Raw genomic sequence first — 17,395 nt, 5'->3', positions numbered from 1 at the left:
AAGCAAGCGAAATCGGCAAGAAGGCCGAAGGTAGGCTCATGGCCATGACGCTGAAGAGCCTCGCGCTGATCGAGAACTGGCCGGTTCCCTCCGCCGCGGCGGGTGCCGTACGGGCCGACGGCACGGTCCTGGGCACGCACGGCCCCGTCGGGCGGCGCTTCCCGCTGGCCTCGGTCACCAAGCCGCTCGCCGCGTACGCCGCGCTCGTCGCCCACGAGGAGGGCGCGATCGAGCTGGACGAGCCGGCCGGTCCGCCCGGGGCGACGGTGCGTCACCTGCTCGCGCACACCTCCGGGCTGGCCTTCGACGAGCACCGGGTGACGGCCGCCCCCGGGGAGCGGCGGCTGTACTCCAACGCCGGGTTCGAGCAGCTCGGGGACCACATCGCGAAGGCGACGGACATCCCCTTCGCCGAGTACCTGCGGCAGGCCGTGCTGGAGCCGCTCGGCATGTCGGGGACCTCGCTGGAGGGCTCCCCGGCGAAGGACGCCGTCTCCACGGTGGACGACCTGCTGCGTTTCGCCGCCGAGATCCAGGCCCCGCGCCTCCTCGACCCCCGCACGGTCGCCGCGGCGATGACGGTCCAGTACCCCGGCACCAAGGGCGTCCTGCCGGGCTACGGCCACCAGAACCCCAACGACTGGGGTCTCGGCTTCGAGATCCGCGGCTCCAAGTCCCCGCACTGGACGGGCGCCTCGTCCTCGCCGCGCACCTTCGGCCACTTCGGCCAGTCGGGCACGTTCCTGTGGGTCGACCCCGACGCGGGCGCGGCCTGCGTGGCGCTGACGGACCGCGCGTTCGGGCCGTGGGCGGTCGAGGCGTGGCCTCCCTTCACGGACGCGGTGCTCGGGGAGGCCGGGACCACCGGTCCCGCCCGCTGATCCCCTCGGCTAACCTCCCCCCTGACGCAGCACCCACTGCTCGGATCTCGGGGGAGAGCAATGACAGCGGTACGGCCGGGCGGTCAGTTCCGCCCGTTGGAGAGCGGCGATCCCACCGCGGTGGCGGGCTACCGTCTCGTGGCGCGGCTCGGTTCGGGCGGCATGGGCACGGTGTACCTGTCGCACACGCCCGGCGGCCATCCCCTCGCCCTCAAGACGATCCGGCCGGAACTGAGCGGGGACGCCGAGTTCCGCCGCCGCTTCCAGCGGGAGGTCCGGGCCGCCCAGCGGGTGCAGGGCCTCTACACCGCGCCGGTCATCGACTACGACACCGAGGGCGCCCCGCCGTGGCTGGCCGTCGCCTACGTGGCCGGCCCCTCGCTGGCCTCGGCCGTCGCCGAGCACGGGCCGCTGCCGACGCCGTCGGTCCTGCGGCTGCTCGCGGGCATGGCCGAGGCGCTGTCGGTCATCCACGGGGCGGGCATCGTCCACCGCGACCTCAAGCCGTCCAACGTGCTGCTCGCCTCCGACGGCCCGCGCGTCATCGACTTCGGCATCGCCCGGGCCGCCGACGCCACCGCGCTGACCGGCACCGGCGTCTCCATCGGCACCCCCGCCTTCATGTCGCCGGAGCAGGCCGCCGGGAAGCCGGTCACGCCCGCGTCGGACGTGTTCGCGCTCGGCCAGGTCGCCGTGTTCGCCGCGCGCGGCACCGGGGCGTACGGGGACGGGCCCTCGCACGCGGTGCTCTACCGGATCGTGCACGAGGAGCCCGATCTCGGCGGGATGCCGGAGCAACTGGGATTCGTCGCCCGGTGCCTGGCCAAGGACCCGGCCCTGCGCCCTTCCCCCGCCGAGATCGTCTCGCTGTGCCAGGAGGCCTCGCCCACGCCGCTGCGCCAGTCCGGGTCGTGGCTGCCGGAGGCGATCGCCGAGCAGATCACCCGGCGGGTGTCGGCGTCGGCCGCGCCGGCGCCGGCCCCGGCGGTCGCCCCGACGCCCACGGCCCCGGTCGGGCAGGCCGGCGTGACCCCGCCGCCGGCGCCCCCGCACGCGGCGCCCACCGCGGCCGCCCCGCACGTCCCGTCGGCGCCGGCCGGGTTCGGCCCCGCCGTCCCGCCGCCCCGGCCGCAGCCCGCGTTCCCGCCGGCGTACGGCCCGCCGGCCGCGCCCCGGCCGCCCTTCGGCCGGCAGCCCGCCTGGCGGCCGCAGCCCCTGCCGCCGCCGAAGCCGAACAAGGCGGGCAAGTGGATCGGGATCTGCGCCGGCGTGGTGGCCGGGCTGTTCTGGCTCGGCAGCTGCGCGTCGTTCCTCCAGGACCTGGGCGACTCCTCGGACCGCTCCACGGTCACCGGGGCCGACGAGAGTCCGGCGAGCGCCAGGCCGCTGCCCGACCCCACGCCGGTCGGCTACCGGGGCATCAACATCCCCGACGGCTACCTCGTGCGGTTCGCGGACTCCCCGCCCAAGCCGCTGGACTACGACGACGGCAGCGTCTTCTCCGGCGACCTGTACTACTACGAGGACAGGCTGGGCAGCTTCGACGACCGGATCGTCCTGCTGAACAACGCGCAGCAGGGCACGCTGAAGACCTGCCGTGAGGAGACCCGGTACGCCGAGAGCGTCTCCCTGTCGCAGCTCTCGAAGGGCGCCCGGCTCTGCGTGCACAGTTCGGGGCACATCGCCCTGGTCACCTTCCGGGGGTCCGCCGCGGCGACCGACCCGAGCGACTACGTCTCGGTCGACCTCACGATCTGGCGCAACGCCGAGGAGACCGACCCCGGGGAGTGAGACCGCTCACCCCCGCATCTCCCAGACCAGCAGTTCGGCGGGACCCGGTCCGGCGACGGCCTCCAGGTCCCTCTCGTCCGCGGCGCGCACCGCGTCCCCCGGCCCGAGCTCGTGCGGCCCGATCCGCACGGTGCCGCGCACCACGTGCACGTACGCGAGCGCCGCGTCCGGCAGCGCGGTCCGCTCCCCCGCCGCCGGCCGCCGTACGTGCAGCATCGCGCCCGCCTCGGGGACGGCGTACGGGGTGGAGTCGGCGATGCCGCGCACGAGGTCGTAGGCGGGCTCGCCGCCGGGCTCCAGCGGGGCCAGCCACATCTGCACGAAGGCCAGGGGTGCGTCGGCGTCGTTGCGCTCCACGTGCCGGACCCCGCCGGCCGAGCTGAGCCGCTGCACGTCACCGGGGCGGACGGTCGTCTCGTGGCCCCGGGAGTCGCGGTGGGTCAGCTCGCCCTCGACCACCCACGTCACGATCTCGGTGTGGCTGTGGGGGTGCTCGTCGAAGCCGGCGCCGGGGGCGAGCCGCTCCTCGTTGCAGGCGATCAGCGCGCCGAACCGGAGGTTGTCCGGGTCGTAGTGGGCGCCGAAGGAGAAGGCGTGCCGGGACTCGATCCCGGCCTGCGGGTCCCCGCCGCGGTAGCGCTCACCGGCGCGCCGTACGTCCATCACGCGGACCACGGTAGACCCCGCGGCGCCCCGGCGGACCGCGCCGTCCCCGGCGGAGCCGCGCGCCCTCCGGCGCCGGCCGCGGGACCGGCCCGTCCGGGGGCGCCCCTCGGGGGAGGTCCGGGGACGGGCCCCTCCAGGACCGGAGCGGGGGCCGGGAACGAGGTCCCCGGGGACCCGCCGATCCACGCGCGCGTCCCGATAAGGCAGTCTTGTCCCGTGCCCGAACCCGAAACCAGCACCACCGAAGCCACTGTGCACGCCGTCCACCCCCACTCCGCGACGCTGAAGCGGCTGGAGAGGTCCTCCGGCAGCCTCGCCGCCCAGGCGATCGCGCGCATGGACGAGACGCTGCCGTGGTACCGGGCGATGCCCCCGGAGAACCGTTCCTGGATCGGGCTGGTCGCCCAGGCGGGCATCGCCGCCTTCACGGAGTGGTTCCGGCGCCCCGACGCCCCGCAGGCGATCTCCACCGACGTCTTCGGCACGGCGCCGCGCGAGCTGACCCGGGCCATCACGCTCCGCCAGACCGTCGAGATGGTCCGCACGACCATCGAGGTGATGGAGTCCGCGATCGACGAGGTCGCGGCCCCGGGCGACGAGAGCGTGCTGCGGGAGGCGCTGCTGGTGTACGCCCGTGAGATCGCCTTCGCCACCGCCCAGGTCTACGCCCAGGCCGCCGAGGCACGCGGTGCCTGGGACGCCCGGCTGGAGTCGCTCGTCGTCAACGCCGTGCTCAGCGGCGAGGCCGACGAGGGGGCCGTGAGCCGGGCCGCGGCGCTCGGCTGGAACGCGCCCGAGCACGTGTGCGTCGTCCTGGGGACCGCCCCGGACGGCGACTCCGAGCTGACGGTGGAGGCCATCCGGCGGGCCTCGCGCCACGCCAAGCTCCAGGTGCTCACCGGGGTGCTCGGCTCCCGGCTCGTCGTCATCGCGGGCGGCAGCGACAATCCGCTCGCCGTGGCCAAGTCGCTGATCGGGCCGTTCGCCGCGGGGCCGGTCGTCGCCGGACCCGTCGTGCCCGACCTGCTCGCCGCGACCCGGTCCGCGCAGGCCGCCGCGGCCGGGCTGAAGGCGTGTTCCGCCTGGCAGGACGCCCCCCGGCCGGTCCTGGCCGACGACCTCCTCCCGGAGCGCGCCATCGCGGGCGATCCGAGCGCACGCCAGCAGTTGGTGGAGGAGATCTACAGACCGCTCGAGGAAGCGGGGTCCGCGCTCCTGGAGACGCTCTCCGTCTATCTCGAACAGGCGTCCAGTCTGGAGGGTGCGGCCCGGATGCTGTTCGTCCATCCCAACACCGTGCGCTACCGGCTTCGACGTGTGACAGACGTCACCGGTTGGTCGCCTTCGGATGTACGCTCGGCGTTCACCTTGCGCATCGCGCTGATCCTGGGGCGTCTGGTCGATGGAGATCCCCAGACCTAGCGTTTTGTCGAGGACCCACAAAACCCCTTGCCGTTCTTCGTCCCTGTCCCCACGGGCGGCCGTGGCCGCCCTCAAGAGAGAGTGTGAGAGTGCTCGTACTCGTCGCTCCCGGCCAGGGCGCCCAGACGCCCGGCTTCCTGACCCCCTGGCTCGAACTGCCCGGCGCCGCCGCACGCGTCGCCGCGTGGTCGGACGCCATCGGACTGGACCTCGCCCACTACGGCACGCAGGCCGACGCGGACGCGATCCGCGACACCGCGGTGGCGCAGCCGCTGCTCGTCGCCGCCGGCCTCCTCTCCGCCGCGGCACTCGGTGCCCACCCGCACGCCGCCGACGCGGCGGGCGCGCCGAACGCCGTCGCGGGTCACAGTGTCGGCGAGATCACCGCCGCGGCCTTCGCCGGCGTCCTCGACGACACCGCCGCCCTGACCCTGGTCCGCAAGCGCGGCCTGGCGATGGCCGAGGCCGCCGCGGTCACCGGGACCGGGATGTCGGCGCTGCTCGGCGGCGACCCCGAGGTCTCCGTGGCGCACCTGGAGAAGCTGGGCCTGACCCCGGCCAACGTCAACGGCGCCGGCCAGATCGTCGCCGCCGGCACGCTGGAGCAGCTCGCCGCGCTGAACGAGGACAAGCCCGAGGGCGTCCGCAAGGTCGTGCCCCTCAAGGTCGCCGGCGCCTTCCACACCCACCACATGGCCCCCGCGGTCGAGACGCTGGCCACCGCGGCCAAGGAGCTCACGCCCGCCGACCCGGCGGTGCCCTACGTCTCCAACAAGGACGGGCGGACCGTCGCCACCGGTGCCGAGGTCCTCGAGCGGCTCGTCGGCCAGGTCGCCAACCCGGTCCGCTGGGACCTGTGCATGGAGACGTTCAAGGAACTCGGCGTCACCGCGCTCATCGAGGTGTGCCCCGGCGGCACCCTCACCGGTCTCGCCAAGCGCGCCCTGCCCGGCGTGAAGACGCTCGCGCTGAAGACCCCCGACGATCTCGACGCGGCCCGCGAGGTCATCGCCGAGCACACTGCCTGACAAGGAGCCGACGATCATGTCGAAGATCAAGCCCAGCAAGGGCGCCCCGTACGCGCGCATCCTCGGCGTGGGCGGGTACCGGCCCACCCGTGTGGTGCCCAACGAGGTGATCCTCGAGACGATCGACTCGTCCGACGAGTGGATCCGCTCGCGCTCCGGCATCGAGACCCGGCACTGGGCGAACGACGAGGAGACCGTCGCCGCCATGTCGGTCGAGGCGTCCGGCAAGGCGATCGCCGACGCCGGCATCACCGCCGGGCAGATCGGCGCCGTGGTCGTCTCGACCGTCTCGCACTTCAAGCAGACGCCGGCCGTGGCCACCGAGATCGCCGACAAGCTCGGCACGGACAAGGCCGCCGCCTTCGACATCTCGGCCGGCTGCGCGGGCTTCGGCTACGGCCTCACCCTGGCCAAGGGCATGATCGTCGAGGGCTCCGCCGAGTACGTCCTGGTCATCGGCGTCGAGCGGCTGTCCGACCTGACCGACCTGGAGGACCGCGCGACGGCCTTCCTGTTCGGCGACGGCGCCGGCGCGGTGGTGGTCGGCCCCTCCCAGGAGCCGGCGATCGGCCCGACGGTCTGGGGCTCCGAGGGCGACAAGTCGGAGACCATCAAGCAGACCGTGCCGTGGACGGACTACCGCGACGGCGTGGTCGAGCGCTTCCCCGCGATCACCCAGGAGGGCCAGGCGGTCTTCCGCTGGGCCGTGTTCGAGATGGCGAAGGTCGCCCAGCAGGCGCTGGACGCGGCCGGGATCACCTCCGACGACCTGGACGTCTTCATCCCGCACCAGGCCAACGAGCGGATCATCGACTCGATGGTGAAGACCCTCAAGCTGCCGGAGTCCGTCACGGTCGCCCGTGACGTGCGCACCACCGGCAACACCTCGGCCGCCTCGATCCCGCTCGCGATGGAGCGGCTCCTGGCGACCGGCGCGGCGAAGAGCGGCGACACCGCGCTCGTCATCGGATTCGGGGCGGGTCTCGTGTACGCCGCGACGGTCGTTACCCTCCCCTAGGCACTCCGTGCCGGATCATGCGGTCCGGAGCGGGAAACACCCACTGCCACACCCTCTGGAACATCTACGAAGGAGCGCCAACATGGCCGCCACTCAGGAAGAGATCGTCGCCGGTCTCGCCGAGATCGTGAACGAGATCGCCGGGATCCCGGTTGAGGACGTCCAGCTGGACAAGTCCTTCACCGACGACCTGGACGTCGACTCCCTGTCCATGGTCGAGGTCGTCGTCGCCGCCGAAGAGCGCTTCGACGTGAAGATCCCGGACGAGGACGTCAAGAACCTCAAGACCGTCGGCGACGCGACCGACTACATCCTCAAGCACCAGGCCTGAGCCCTGCTTGGGCCGGACGCTCCGGCCCGCCCCGCCACCCGGCGGTGGCGCCGCTGAATCCCGATCGTTGGAGAAAGAATTCCCGTGAGCCCGACCAATCGCACCGTGGTCGTCACCGGTATCGGCGCAACCACACCGCTGGGTGGCGACGCAGCCTCTACCTGGGAGGGCCTGGTCGCCGGCAAGTCCGGCGTCAAGCCCCTGGAGCAGGACTGGGCGGCCGACCAGGCCGTCAAGATCGCGGCCTCGGTCGCCGTGGAGCCCACCGAGGTCCTCCCGCGGCCGCAGGCCCGCAAGCTGGACCGCTCGGCGCAGTTCGCGCTGATCGCGGCTCAGGAGGCGTGGAAGGACGCCGGTTTCGAGGCCAAGGCCGGTGAGGATCCCTCCGTCGACCCCGACCGCCTCGGCGCGGTCATCGCCTCCGGCATCGGCGGCGTGACGACCCTGCTGGACCAGTACGACGTGCTGAAGGAGAAGGGCGTCCGCCGCGTCTCCCCGCACACCGTGCCCATGCTGATGCCGAACGGCCCGTCCGCCAACGTGGGCCTGCTCGTCGGCGCCCGCGCGGGCGTGCACACCCCGGTCTCCGCCTGCGCGTCGGGCGCCGAGGCCATCGGTTACGCCATCGAGATGATCCGCACCGGCCGCGCCGACGTCGTCGTCGCCGGCGGCACGGAGGCGGCGATCCACCCGCTGCCCATCGCCGCGTTCGGCAACATGATGGCGATGTCCAAGAACAACGACGACCCGCAGGGCGCCTCGCGCCCCTACGACACCGCGCGCGACGGCTTCGTGCTCGGCGAGGGCGCCGGCGTGATCGTCCTGGAGTCCGCCGAGCACGCCGCCGGGCGCGGGGCGCGGGTGTACGCCGAGGCGGTCGGACAGGGCATCTCCGCCGACGCCCACGACATCGTGCAGCCGGAGCCGGAGGGCCGCGGCATCGCGCACGCCCTGCAGAACCTGCTGGACCGCACCGACCTGGACCCGGCGGAGATCGTGCACGTCAACGCGCACGCCACGTCGACGCCGGCCGGTGACGTGGCCGAGCTGAAGGCGCTGCGCAAGGTGTTCGGCGACGACGCCGACCACTTCGCGGTCTCCGCGACCAAGTCGATGACCGGTCACCTGCTGGGCGGGGCGGGCGGTATCGAGAGCGTCGCGACGATCCTCGCCCTGTACCACCGGGTGGCTCCGCCGACCATCAACATCGAGAACCTCGACCCCGAGGCCGAGGCCAACGCCGACATCGTGCGGGGGGAGGCGCGCAAGCTGCCCGTCGAGGGCCGCATCGCCGCGCTGAACGACTCGTTCGGCTTCGGCGGGCACAACGTGGTGCTGGCGTTCCGTACGGTCTGAGAGGCGCGTGTACGCACCTGAAGGGGCCCCCACCGGCCGGTGGGGGCCCCTTCGGTGTGTTCCCTGCGTGTTCCGCGGTGTGTCCTCGGCGTGTTCCCCGGCGCGGCGGGGGGAAGCGGCGTTCGGACGGGGTGTCAGACCACCTGGTGCAGCCAGCGCACCGGGGCTCCCTCGCCGGCGTAGCGGAACGGCTCCAGTTCGTCGTCCCACGGCTTGCCCAGGAGCTTGGCGATCTCCGCCTCCAGGTCGGTCTCGCCGCGCTGGGACCGCGTCAGCGCGGCGCGCAGCCGGTCCTCGGGGATGAGGATGTCGCCGTGGATGCCGGTGACGGCGTGGAAGATGCCCAGGTCGGGGGTGCAGCTGTAGCGCTCGCCCTCGGCGGTGGCGCAGGGCTCGGCGGTGACCTCGAAGCGGAGCAGGTGCCAGCCGCGCAGGGCGGAGGCGAGCTTGGACGCGGTGCCGGCCTCGCCCTGCCAGGAGAACTCCGAGCGCCAGGTGCCGGGGGCGGCGGGCTGCCGGATCCAGTCGAGGTTGACGCGCGTGCCGAGCACCCCGGCGACGGCCCACTCGACGTGCGGGCACAGCGCGCGCGGCGCGGAGTGCACGTACAGAACTCCACGTGTCGTCACCGGGACCTCCGGGCAGAGCGGGACAGGCTGGCAGGCTGGCATGGCGGCGGTGGCGGGGAAGCCACGTTGATGGCGAGGCTACCGTGCGGCGGGGCAAGGAGTGTGACGGACCGTCGGTCCCGGTGCCGTGAAACGCCCGCCATTCACCCGGCAGGACGCCTGTGCGGGCGCGTCGCGCGGTTTCCCGCGGGAGCCGGGAACTCCCGGACGTTGTCATGGGTGGGGGCCGGCGACTCGTCCGGCCGGGCGTACCGGACGATCCGAGGGGACACCAGGGGATGCGGAAGCGAAGTCACCGCTCGCGGGCGGTCGCGGCCGTCGCGGCGGCCGCCGTGCTGGGCGCGGCGGGCTGTGACGTCCTGGGCGGGGACGGCCCGGAGCCGTCGTCCTCGCAGGCGCGCCGGGCCTCCCCCTCGCCGACCCCGGTGTGGGACAGCAGCCCGGCCTCGATCGCGGCGGTCGGCGACTCCATCACCCGTGGCTTCGACGCGTGCTCGGTCCTGGCGGACTGCCCCGAGGTGTCCTGGGCGACGGGTGACAGCGCCGAGGTGAACAGCCTCGCCGTACGGCTGCTGGGGGCGTCGGGGGCGGCGACGCACAGCTGGAACTACGCGGTGACCGGGGCCCGGATGGCGGACCTGCCGGCCCAGATGGCGCAGGCGGCGGCCCGCAGGCCGGAGCTGGTGACGGTGATGGCGGGGGCGAACGACGCCTGCCGGTCCTCGGCGGACGCCATGACGCCGGTGGCCGACTTCCGCGCGGGGTTCGAGGAGGCGATGCGCACGCTGCGCCGGGCCGCGCCGAAGACGCAGGTGTACGTGGCGAGCGTGCCGAACCTCAAGCGGCTGTGGTCGCAGGGGCGGACCAACGTGCTGGGCAAGCAGGTGTGGAAGCTGGGGATCTGCCCGTCGATGCTGGGCGACGCCGACGCCCTGGACCCGGCGGCGAACCTGCGGCGCGAGACGGTGCAGAAGCGGGTCGAGGACTACAACACCGTGCTGCGGGAGGTCTGCGCCGAGGACCCGCGGTGCCGGTCCGACGGGGGCGCGGTGTACGAGTACCGGTTCGGCACGGACCAGTTGAGCCCCTGGGACTGGTTCCACCCGAGCAAGGACGGGCAGGCCCGGCTGGCCGAGATCGCCTACCGGAAGGTCACGGCCCGGAGCGCGTGACTTAGGGTTTCGCCCATGAGCGAACACTTCGGAACACTTTCCGACGGCACGGCGGTGCACCGCTGGACCCTGGAGCGCGCGGGCGTACGGGTGCGCGTCCTGTCGTACGGCGGGATCGTGCAGTCGGTGGAGGTCCCGGACCGTCGGGGGCGCACGGCGGACGTGGTGCTGGGGTTCGCCCGCCTGGAGGATTACCTCACCCGTCCGGAGCCCTTCCTCGGCGCCCTGGTCGGCCGGTACGCCAACCGGATCGCGCACGCCCGCTTCGCCCTGGACGGCGTGACGTACCCGCTCGCGCCGAACAACGCGCCCAACTCCCTGCACGGCGGCGAGCGCGGCTTCGACAAGCGGGTGTGGGAGGTGGAGCCGGTCGAGCACGGGCTGCGGCTGAGCCGGGTCAGCCCGGACGGCGAGGAGGGCTTCCCGGGGCGGCTGGAGGTCTCGGCGACGTACACGCTCGAGGCGTCGGGCGCGCTGCGGATCGCGTACGAGGCGGTGACGGACGCGCCGACGGTGGTGAACCTGACCAACCACAGCTACTTCAACCTCGCCGGCTCGGGGAACGCCGGCGGGCACGAGCTGCGGCTGGCCGCCTCCCGGTACACCCCGGTCGACGCGGACCTGATCCCGACCGGGGTGGCGGAGGTGGCGGGCAGCCGCTTCGACTTCCGCACGGCCCGCGGGATCGGCTCCGGGTACGACCACAACTTCGTGCTCGACAAGGGGGTCACGGACACGCCGGTGGAGGTGGCCGAGCTGTACGACCCGGCGTCCGGGCGGGTGCTGACGGTGGCGACGACCGAGCCGGGCGTCCAGCTGTACACCGGCGACCACCTGGGCGAGCCCTTCGCGCCGGGCGACGGTGTGGCGCTGGAGACCCAGCACTTCCCGGACTCCCCGAACCGTCCGGAGTTCCCGGCCACCGTGCTGCGGCCGGGCGAGGTGTACCGGTCGGAGACGGTGTACGGCTTCTCGGCGCGGTAGGGCCGCGCACCCGGGGCGGGCCGCACGGGCCGGGCGCGGGCGCCGCCCGGGAAACGACGAGCCCCGGTCCAGGGGTCAGGTCCCGGACCGGGGCTGCTCGAGGGGACGCGCGGTCCCGCGTCAGACGTTAATCGTCGCGGTGGTCCTGCGGCCCGTGAGAGACCTACCCACCTGGATTTCGTACGAACCCTTCACAAAGAACCACCGGTGGCGGCCTCGTCCCCGGCCCCGGAGGCGCGCCGCGGGAGCTCGACGACGGCCCCGGCGCTCCGACCGGGTGCGGCCTGTCGCCGTCCCCGTCACTGTCCCCAGGCCAGGGCCAGCGACTTGGCGGCCACGACGAGAACGGCGAGCGTGACCGCCCCGCCGGTGTCCCCCACGGCCACCAGGGCCAGCACCCCCGCCCCGAACCACAGCGCCTCGAAGCCGAAGCGCGCGGCGCCGCGCGCGGGGTACCGCGCCTTCCGCGCCCCGAACAGCGCCCACAGCGCGACGAGCAGCGCGGGGGCCGCGAGTCCGAGCAGCAGGGCGAGCGGGGTGGCCGTCTCCCGGGTGAAGCCCCAGCGGGAGACGGCCACGAGGGCGCCGATCTCCACCAGGAAGAGGACGCCCAGGTTCACGGACTTCGCTGCGTTCACACGCGGCAGTATCACCCGCCGGCGGCGACCGCCGCCACGACTTCGATCTCCACCTGCGCCTCGGGCCGGAACAGCCGCGGCACTTCGAAGGTCATGCTGGTGGGCGGGGTGCCGGTGAGGAACTCCCGGCGGACGGCGCCGTACTCCTCGAGGCGGGAGATGTCCGTCAGGTAGGTGCGGATGTTGACGACGTCGGCCAGGGTGGCGCCGTGGGCCTTCAGCAGGGCGTCGATGGTCTCGAAGACGCCGCGCGTCTGCTCGGCGAGCGTGGCGCCCTCGGCGATCTGGCCGGAGAGGAACAACAGGGCGCCGCCGTCGGCCTGCCGGACGCGGGCGACCTGCGAGTAGTAGGGGCTGAGCGGCTGGGGCGCGGAGGCGGGGCTGCCGAGGGTGATCTCCATGCGGTCGACGCTAGAACCGGTCCGGGGATGCGACAAGCGAATGTCTAGCATGGCAGCCATGCCGAACCCGCATGAGGAACCCTCGGACGTGCCCGACCTGTCCACCGTGTGGCTGCGGGTGTTCCTGGAGGTGGCCCGGCACGGCTCGTTCACGGTCGCCGCGCGGACCCTGGGCTGGACCCAGTCCGCGGTCTCCCGTCAGATCGCCTCCCTGGAGGCCGCGTTGGGCGGGGCCCCGCTCTTCGACCGGCTGCCGCGGGGTGTGCGGCCGACGGAGGCCGGGCGGGTGCTCGTGCCGTACGCGGAGACGGTGACCGAGGCGTTGCGCGGGGCCGGGCGGGATCTGTCGGCGCTGCGGGCGGGGGCCGGGGGCCGGCTGCGGTTCGGGGCGTTCGCCACGGCCGACGCGGCCCTGGTGCCGCAGGCCCTGGCCGCCTTCCGCGCCCGCCGCCCGGGCGTGCGCGTCACACGGGAGGAAGGCCTCACCCCGGCCCTGCTGGAGCGGCTGACCGCCGGTCACCTCGACCTGGCGGTGGTGTCGACGACCGGCCGCGCCCGGCTGGAGGCGTGCACCCTGCACCACGTGCTCGACGAGTCCCTGTACGTCGCCGTCCCGGCCGACCACCCGCTGGCGGCGTTCCCCCGTCCGGTGCGGCTCGGCGAACTCGCCGACGCCGACTGGATCTGCGGGGGCGCCCGTCCCGAGGGCACCCTGCTCGACGCGGCCCTGCGGGCGGGTTTCCGGCCGCGCGTCGCCCATGTCGTCGGCGAGTGGACGGCCAAGCAGGGGTACGTGGCCGCGGGCCTCGGCGTGACGCTGGTCCCGGCGCTCGCCGCCACGGCCGTGCGGCCCGACATCGCCCTGCTGCCGGTCCTCGACGAGGGCGCGCCGGCGAGGGCGGTGTACGCGGCGACGGTCCGGGGCCGGCCGCCGACGGCGGCGGAGGAGGAGTTCGTCGCGGCGCTGAGGGAGGCGGCCGGGGCGGTTCCGCGCCCCATGGCGTAGACCACACCCGTCACGCGATACTTCCGCCGTCCCGCGCCACGCGCCCCGCAGCGACGGAAGGACCCCCGTTCCCATGTCCGCGACACGAGTTCGCCTCGCCGTCCTCGGCATGGCCCTGACGGCCTGCCTCACGGCCCCGACGACCGCGACCGCGGCCGGCACGGCACCCGCGCCCACCGTCGAGGAGCAGCGGCTGGACCGGACGGTCCCGCAGGAGATCCTCGCGGCCTCCGGGTTCGACACGGTGGCCCCCCGGTTCGCCCGGCTGCTCGACGGGGCCCGCTCCTACGCGCAGGCGCGCCGCGTCGTCGTCCGCGAGGGCGCGGCGCTGTGGCGGCGGGCCGTGGACCGGGCGCAGGGCCGCGGACCGGCCGGTGGGGAGCTCAGCCGGGATGACGACCGTCCGCTGTACTGGGCACGGCTGGGCATGACCCGCGCGGTGCGCGCCTGGGAGCCGGGCTTCGGACTCGACGCGGTCCGGCGGGCGGCTCTGCTGGCCGACCTGGAGCGCACCTCGCGCGGCCAGGACGACATCGCCTACCGGCACCCGGCCGGCAAGGCACTGAAGCGCGTCCTGGTCACCGGCTTCGACCCGTTCACGCTGGACCGGGACATCCGGATCTCCAACCCGTCCGGAGCGACCGCGCTCGCCCTCGACGGCACGGTGATCCGGACGGCGGACGGACCGGCCCGGGTGGAGACGGCCGTGTTCCCGGTGCGCTGGCAGGACTTCGCCGAGGGGACGGTGGAGCGCGCCCTGCGGCCGTACCTGCCGCACGTCGACCTCTTCGCGACCGTGAGCCAGGGACGCGTCGGCCGCTTCGACGTCGAGCGGACGAACGGCGCCTGGCGCGGCGGCTTCCCGGACAACGACACCGCGAGCCGGACGGAGACGATCCCGGTCGCCGACCCGGCCTCGCAGCCTCAGTGGACGACCACGACCCTGCCGTACGCCCGGATCGTCGCGGCGGACACCGGCCGGTTCCCGGTCTACGACAACACGAGCGTGACCGAGGTCCCCGCGGGCTCCACCGAGTCCGTCGTACGGCCCGACGGGCCCACTCCCGGGTCGACCGCGCGGGCCGGGGGCGGCGGCAACTACCTCTCCAACGAGATCGCCTACCGGGCGACGCTGCTGCGGGACCGGCTCGGCCTGCACGACACCCTGCCGGGCGGGCATGTGCACACGCCGGTGCTCCAGTTCGGGACCGGGAACACCGATCCGGCGACGGGGTCGGTGACCGACCCGGAGTTCGTCCGCAACCGGCTGGACATCATCGCGCAGGTGCGGGCGGTCCTAGCCGTCGCCGCCGGCGAATAGCCGCACCTCGGCGGCGGGCGGGAGCTCGGCCCACCAGTGGGCGTGGCGGCCGTAGACGCCGGGCTCGCGGCCGGCGAGCAGGGTGGTCAGGGAGCGGGCCTCGGCCGCCAGGCCCTCCCACGCGTCCGGCGGGAGCGGACGGAAGGCGCTCGCCTCGACGCCGCCGTCCACCGGACGCCACACGCCCGCGACCCGGCCGTCGACGAGCAGCGTCGGCAGGACGTCCCCGTCGGCGCGGACGACCAGCGACCGGTACTCCGGCGGGATCACCCGGGCGCGGTCCGCGTAGGCCGGCAGGACGCTGTCCCCCATGGGCAGCAGGCGCGGCGGAGCCGCCGTGTCGGCGGGCGGGCGCGGGGCGCCGGGCAGGTCGTGGAGGGGGGTGCCGTCGGCGGTGGCGAGGCGTTCGAGCGCGCCGTCGTCGTCCAGGGCGCGCAGGGCCTGCCGGAGCGGGGCCCGCCGCACCATGGCGAACCGGGCGAGGTCCGCCTCCGTCGCCGGACCGAAGCCGGCGAGGTAGCGCAGGACGAGGGCGCGCAGGGCCTCCGGTTCCGGGGCCCGCCCGGCGAGCGGCGGACCGGGCGGGGCCGCGACGAAGGACGGCCGGGCGCCGAAGACCAGGGGCCGCCGTTGGGGGCGCGCAGGAGCGGCGCGTAGCCCCCCAGGCCCCACCAGGCGCCGGCCGCCCGCTCCGCGCCGAGCCGCTCCCCCAGCCATGCCTGGATCTCGGCGGCGGTGCGCCGCCGTCGGGTGAACTCCAGGAGGGCCGGCACGAGTGCGTCCGCGTCGTCCGGGGTGAGTCCGGCCGCGGCGAAGCGGTTGCCGAGCCGGGAGGCGTACAGCGTCTGCTGCATCGCGCCGCGGAAGGCGCGGTGGTCGTCGGCGTGGACGGCGTGCAGCGTGATCCGCATCAGGGTCGCCTTCACGACCGTGCCGGCGCCGAACGCCTCGTCCAGGGCGGCCGGCCGGAAGCCGGCGAGGCGGGCCCAGAGGGCGATGCAGGGCGAGGCGGGGTGCTGCGCCCGCAGGGCCACGAGGCGGCGCACCGCCTCCGTGACCTCCAGCGGCTCCCGGCCGAGGAGGAGCCGGCGGGCGAGCGTGGCCCGGTTGAGCTCGCCGGCGGTGACGGTCTCCACGGCCGCTAGTGCGAGGGCGCGAGGGCCAGGCCGACGCCCAGGCCGGCCAGGACGGAGCCGATGACCTTGTTGAGGACCTTCTGGGCGCGCAGCATCAGCGTGCGCATCCGCTCCTGCGAGAAGAAGACGGCGACGACGCCGAACCACAGCAGGTGGGCGAGCGACATGAACAGGCCGTAGCCGACCTGCCGGTACACCGGGGTGCCGGGGCTGACGGCCTGGGCGAAGGTCGAGACGACGAAGAGGGTCGTCTTCGGGTTGAGGACGTTGGTGAGGAAGCCGGCCCGCAGGGCGGCGAGCGGGGACAGCTCCGTCCCGCCGCTCAGGTCGACCTCGACCCGGGTCTCGGTGCGGAAGGTGCGGACGCCGACGTGGACCAGGTAGGCCGCGCCGGTCAGCTTGATGACGGTGAAGAGGAAGGTGGAGGACGCGATCAGCAGGCCCACGCCGAGCATCGTGTACGTGACGTGGACGAGGACGCCGGCCGCGACGCCCGCGGCCGCGAACAGGCCCGTGCGGCGGCCGTGGAGGTAGCTGTTGCGGACGATCATGGCGAAGTCGGCGCCCGGCGCGACGACGGCCAGGACGGTGATGACGGCCACGGCGAGTATCTCGGTCACGGGGCGGCGCCCTCCTCCTCACGGTCGTCGGCGGCCCGGTCGCCGGTCTCCTCCCCCAGCAGCTCCCGCGCCATGAGCGTCGCGCCCGCGACCGCGCCCGGCATCAGGAACACCGCGACGAAGGGGACCAGGAAGGCCAGGCCCAGCGGGGCGCCGAAGCCCCAGACCAGGGTCTTGCGGGCGCGCAGGAGGGTGAGGCGGGCGCGCAGGTCGACGTTCCGGCGCTGCAGGGCGACGGCGGTGAGCTCCTCGGTGAGGAAGAAGCCGGTGACGAAGAAGCCGATCACCGGGACGACGGTCTGCCCGACGAACGGGATGAACCCGAGGGCGAACAGCAGCACGCCCCACAGCAGGGCCCGCACCACGATCCGCAGGCTGTCGCGGGCCGAGACCCACAGCTCCCGCCAGAACGGCAGCCCCGACTTCGGGGCCGTCCCGTCGGGCGAGACGTCACGGTCGACCGCCTCGGAGAGGCTCTCGTAGAAGGGCTGCCCGATCAGCAGCGTGACCGCGGTGAAGGTCACCACGGACAGGAGCAGGCCGAGGGCGAACAGCACCACCGTGAGGAGGCCGCGGAACAGCCCCTGCCACGGGCTCGACCAGTCGTCGGCGAACGGCGTCGCCCACGCCACGAAGTCCCCGCCCCACACCCCGAGCGCCACCAGCGCGCCCACGTACAGGACGAGGGTGATCAGCCCCGGGAGCAGCCCGAAGCCGAACTGCTTGCCGTGCCGGGCCACCCACCGCTGGCCCTCCAGGAGGAACTTGAAACCGGCCCCGAGATCGCGCATGACGGAACTCTATCGGGCGTGTGCATATCATCTGCCCCGTGCCGGGGCCGTGCGAGGGGGACCCGTCCGCGCGCGGCGGGCACGCGGTGCCGTTCGGCACCGAGCCGCCCTTCGGAGATCATCCCGAGGGGGAAGCCCGCCCGGGTCGCACGGGCGTTGTTCACCAGGGCACACGCGCACAGCGGTCAGTTATCGAGGAGAGCG

Annotated in this window: 17 protein-coding genes and 1 pseudogene; 11 read left to right on the top strand and 7 right to left on the bottom strand. The window is 74.2% G+C overall.

All coding sequences use genetic code 11. The features are described 5' to 3' along the window. Positions 1-44 precede the first annotated feature (44 nt). Together ACH4F6_RS09410 and ACH4F6_RS09405 are read left to right on the top strand one after the other, a co-directional pair. Positions 45-881, top strand: coding sequence for a serine hydrolase domain-containing protein (locus ACH4F6_RS09410; RefSeq protein ID WP_397959304.1), 837 nt, complete (start codon positions 45-47; stop codon positions 879-881). A 60-nt stretch (positions 882-941) separates the two neighbouring features. Continuing rightward, complete coding sequence (locus ACH4F6_RS09405) at positions 942-2,672, top strand: serine/threonine-protein kinase (RefSeq protein WP_397959303.1); 1,731 nt, start codon at positions 942-944, stop codon at positions 2,670-2,672. 6 nt (positions 2,673-2,678) lie between these two features. Here the strand turns inward: ACH4F6_RS09405 and ACH4F6_RS09400 are convergent, their stop codons facing one another. Continuing rightward, positions 2,679-3,338: a pirin family protein gene (locus ACH4F6_RS09400; RefSeq protein ID WP_397959302.1), complete on the bottom strand. Its 660-nt coding sequence runs from the start codon at positions 3,336-3,338 to the stop codon at positions 2,679-2,681. Between the two features lie 216 nt (positions 3,339-3,554). Between ACH4F6_RS09400 and fasR the strand changes: the two genes are divergently transcribed. The 5 genes from fasR (at position 3,555) to fabF (ending at position 8,493) form a co-directional block, all read left to right on the top strand. After that, entirely contained in the window at positions 3,555-4,760 is a 1,206-nt protein-coding gene (gene fasR, locus ACH4F6_RS09395; protein ID WP_397959301.1) for a fatty acid biosynthesis transcriptional regulator FasR, read from the top strand. 89 nt (positions 4,761-4,849) lie between these two features. Further along, a complete protein-coding gene (locus tag ACH4F6_RS09390) occupies positions 4,850-5,788 on the top strand; it encodes an ACP S-malonyltransferase (RefSeq protein ID WP_397959300.1) in 939 nt (312 codons plus the stop codon). Between the two features lie 16 nt (positions 5,789-5,804). Beyond that, a complete protein-coding gene (locus ACH4F6_RS09385) occupies positions 5,805-6,806 on the top strand; it encodes a ketoacyl-ACP synthase III (RefSeq protein ID WP_397959299.1) in 1,002 nt (333 codons plus the stop codon). Between the two features lie 82 nt (positions 6,807-6,888). Then, the gene (locus ACH4F6_RS09380; protein ID WP_030341284.1) at positions 6,889-7,137 is read left to right on the top strand and encodes an acyl carrier protein; all 249 of its coding nucleotides are present in this window, start codon (positions 6,889-6,891) and stop codon (positions 7,135-7,137) included. An 84-nt stretch (positions 7,138-7,221) separates the two neighbouring features. Further along, positions 7,222-8,493, top strand: coding sequence for a beta-ketoacyl-ACP synthase II (fabF, locus tag ACH4F6_RS09375; RefSeq protein WP_397959298.1), 1,272 nt, complete (start codon positions 7,222-7,224; stop codon positions 8,491-8,493). A gap of 134 nt (positions 8,494-8,627) precedes the next feature. On the opposite strand, the gene ACH4F6_RS09370 is transcribed toward fabF, so the two are convergent. Beyond that, positions 8,628-9,122: a DUF3145 domain-containing protein gene (locus ACH4F6_RS09370; RefSeq protein WP_363159649.1), complete on the bottom strand. Its 495-nt coding sequence runs from the start codon at positions 9,120-9,122 to the stop codon at positions 8,628-8,630. A 278-nt stretch (positions 9,123-9,400) separates the two neighbouring features. Here ACH4F6_RS09370 and ACH4F6_RS09365 point away from each other — a divergent pair, with 278 nt between their 5' ends. After that, entirely contained in the window at positions 9,401-10,294 is an 894-nt protein-coding gene (locus ACH4F6_RS09365; protein WP_397959297.1) for an SGNH/GDSL hydrolase family protein, read from the top strand. Between the two features lie 15 nt (positions 10,295-10,309). Continuing rightward, positions 10,310-11,278 (top strand): aldose epimerase family protein, encoded by a 969-nt coding sequence (locus ACH4F6_RS09360; protein ID WP_397959296.1) that lies wholly within the window; start codon positions 10,310-10,312, stop codon positions 11,276-11,278. A 299-nt stretch (positions 11,279-11,577) separates the two neighbouring features. Here the strand turns inward: ACH4F6_RS09360 and ACH4F6_RS09355 are convergent, their stop codons facing one another. Together ACH4F6_RS09355 and ACH4F6_RS09350 are read right to left on the bottom strand one after the other, a co-directional pair. Continuing rightward, positions 11,578-11,916: a YrdB family protein gene (locus ACH4F6_RS09355; protein ID WP_397959295.1), complete on the bottom strand. Its 339-nt coding sequence runs from the start codon at positions 11,914-11,916 to the stop codon at positions 11,578-11,580. Between the two features lie 11 nt (positions 11,917-11,927). Continuing rightward, entirely contained in the window at positions 11,928-12,317 is a 390-nt protein-coding gene (locus ACH4F6_RS09350) for a RidA family protein (RefSeq protein WP_397959294.1), read from the bottom strand. Between the two features lie 49 nt (positions 12,318-12,366). On the opposite strand from ACH4F6_RS09350, the gene ACH4F6_RS09345 reads away from it, so the two are divergent. Both ACH4F6_RS09345 and ACH4F6_RS09340 read left to right on the top strand, forming a co-directional pair. Continuing rightward, positions 12,367-13,323, top strand: coding sequence for a LysR family transcriptional regulator (locus tag ACH4F6_RS09345; RefSeq protein WP_397959293.1), 957 nt, complete (start codon positions 12,367-12,369; stop codon positions 13,321-13,323). Positions 13,324-13,396: 73 nt separating this feature from the next. Beyond that, positions 13,397-14,644: a pyroglutamyl peptidase gene (locus ACH4F6_RS09340; protein WP_397959292.1), complete on the top strand. Its 1,248-nt coding sequence runs from the start codon at positions 13,397-13,399 to the stop codon at positions 14,642-14,644. Here ACH4F6_RS09340 and ACH4F6_RS09335 read toward each other — a convergent pair. From ACH4F6_RS09335 to ACH4F6_RS09325, 3 genes and pseudogenes are all read right to left on the bottom strand, one after another. Continuing rightward, positions 14,621-15,678 (bottom strand): annotated as a pseudogene (locus ACH4F6_RS09335) (winged helix DNA-binding domain-containing protein). The gene ACH4F6_RS09340 and the pseudogene ACH4F6_RS09335 sit on opposite strands and share 24 nt — an antisense overlap. 107 nt (positions 15,679-15,785) lie before the next feature. Beyond that, a complete protein-coding gene (locus tag ACH4F6_RS09330) occupies positions 15,786-16,400 on the bottom strand; it encodes a LysE family translocator (RefSeq protein ID WP_397959291.1) in 615 nt (204 codons plus the stop codon). Further along, complete coding sequence (locus ACH4F6_RS09325; RefSeq protein WP_397959290.1) at positions 16,397-17,191, bottom strand: EI24 domain-containing protein; 795 nt, start codon at positions 17,189-17,191, stop codon at positions 16,397-16,399. Before ACH4F6_RS09325 ends, ACH4F6_RS09330 begins: the two co-directional genes overlap by 4 nt. Between the last annotated feature and the right edge of the window lie 204 nt (positions 17,192-17,395).

The organism is Streptomyces sp. NPDC017936, assembly GCF_044328485.1.
GTDB lineage: Bacteria > Actinomycetota > Actinomycetes > Streptomycetales > Streptomycetaceae > Streptomyces.
The sequence above is the reverse complement of the archived record's forward strand: the minus strand, read 5'-3'. Positions and strand labels throughout refer to the sequence as shown.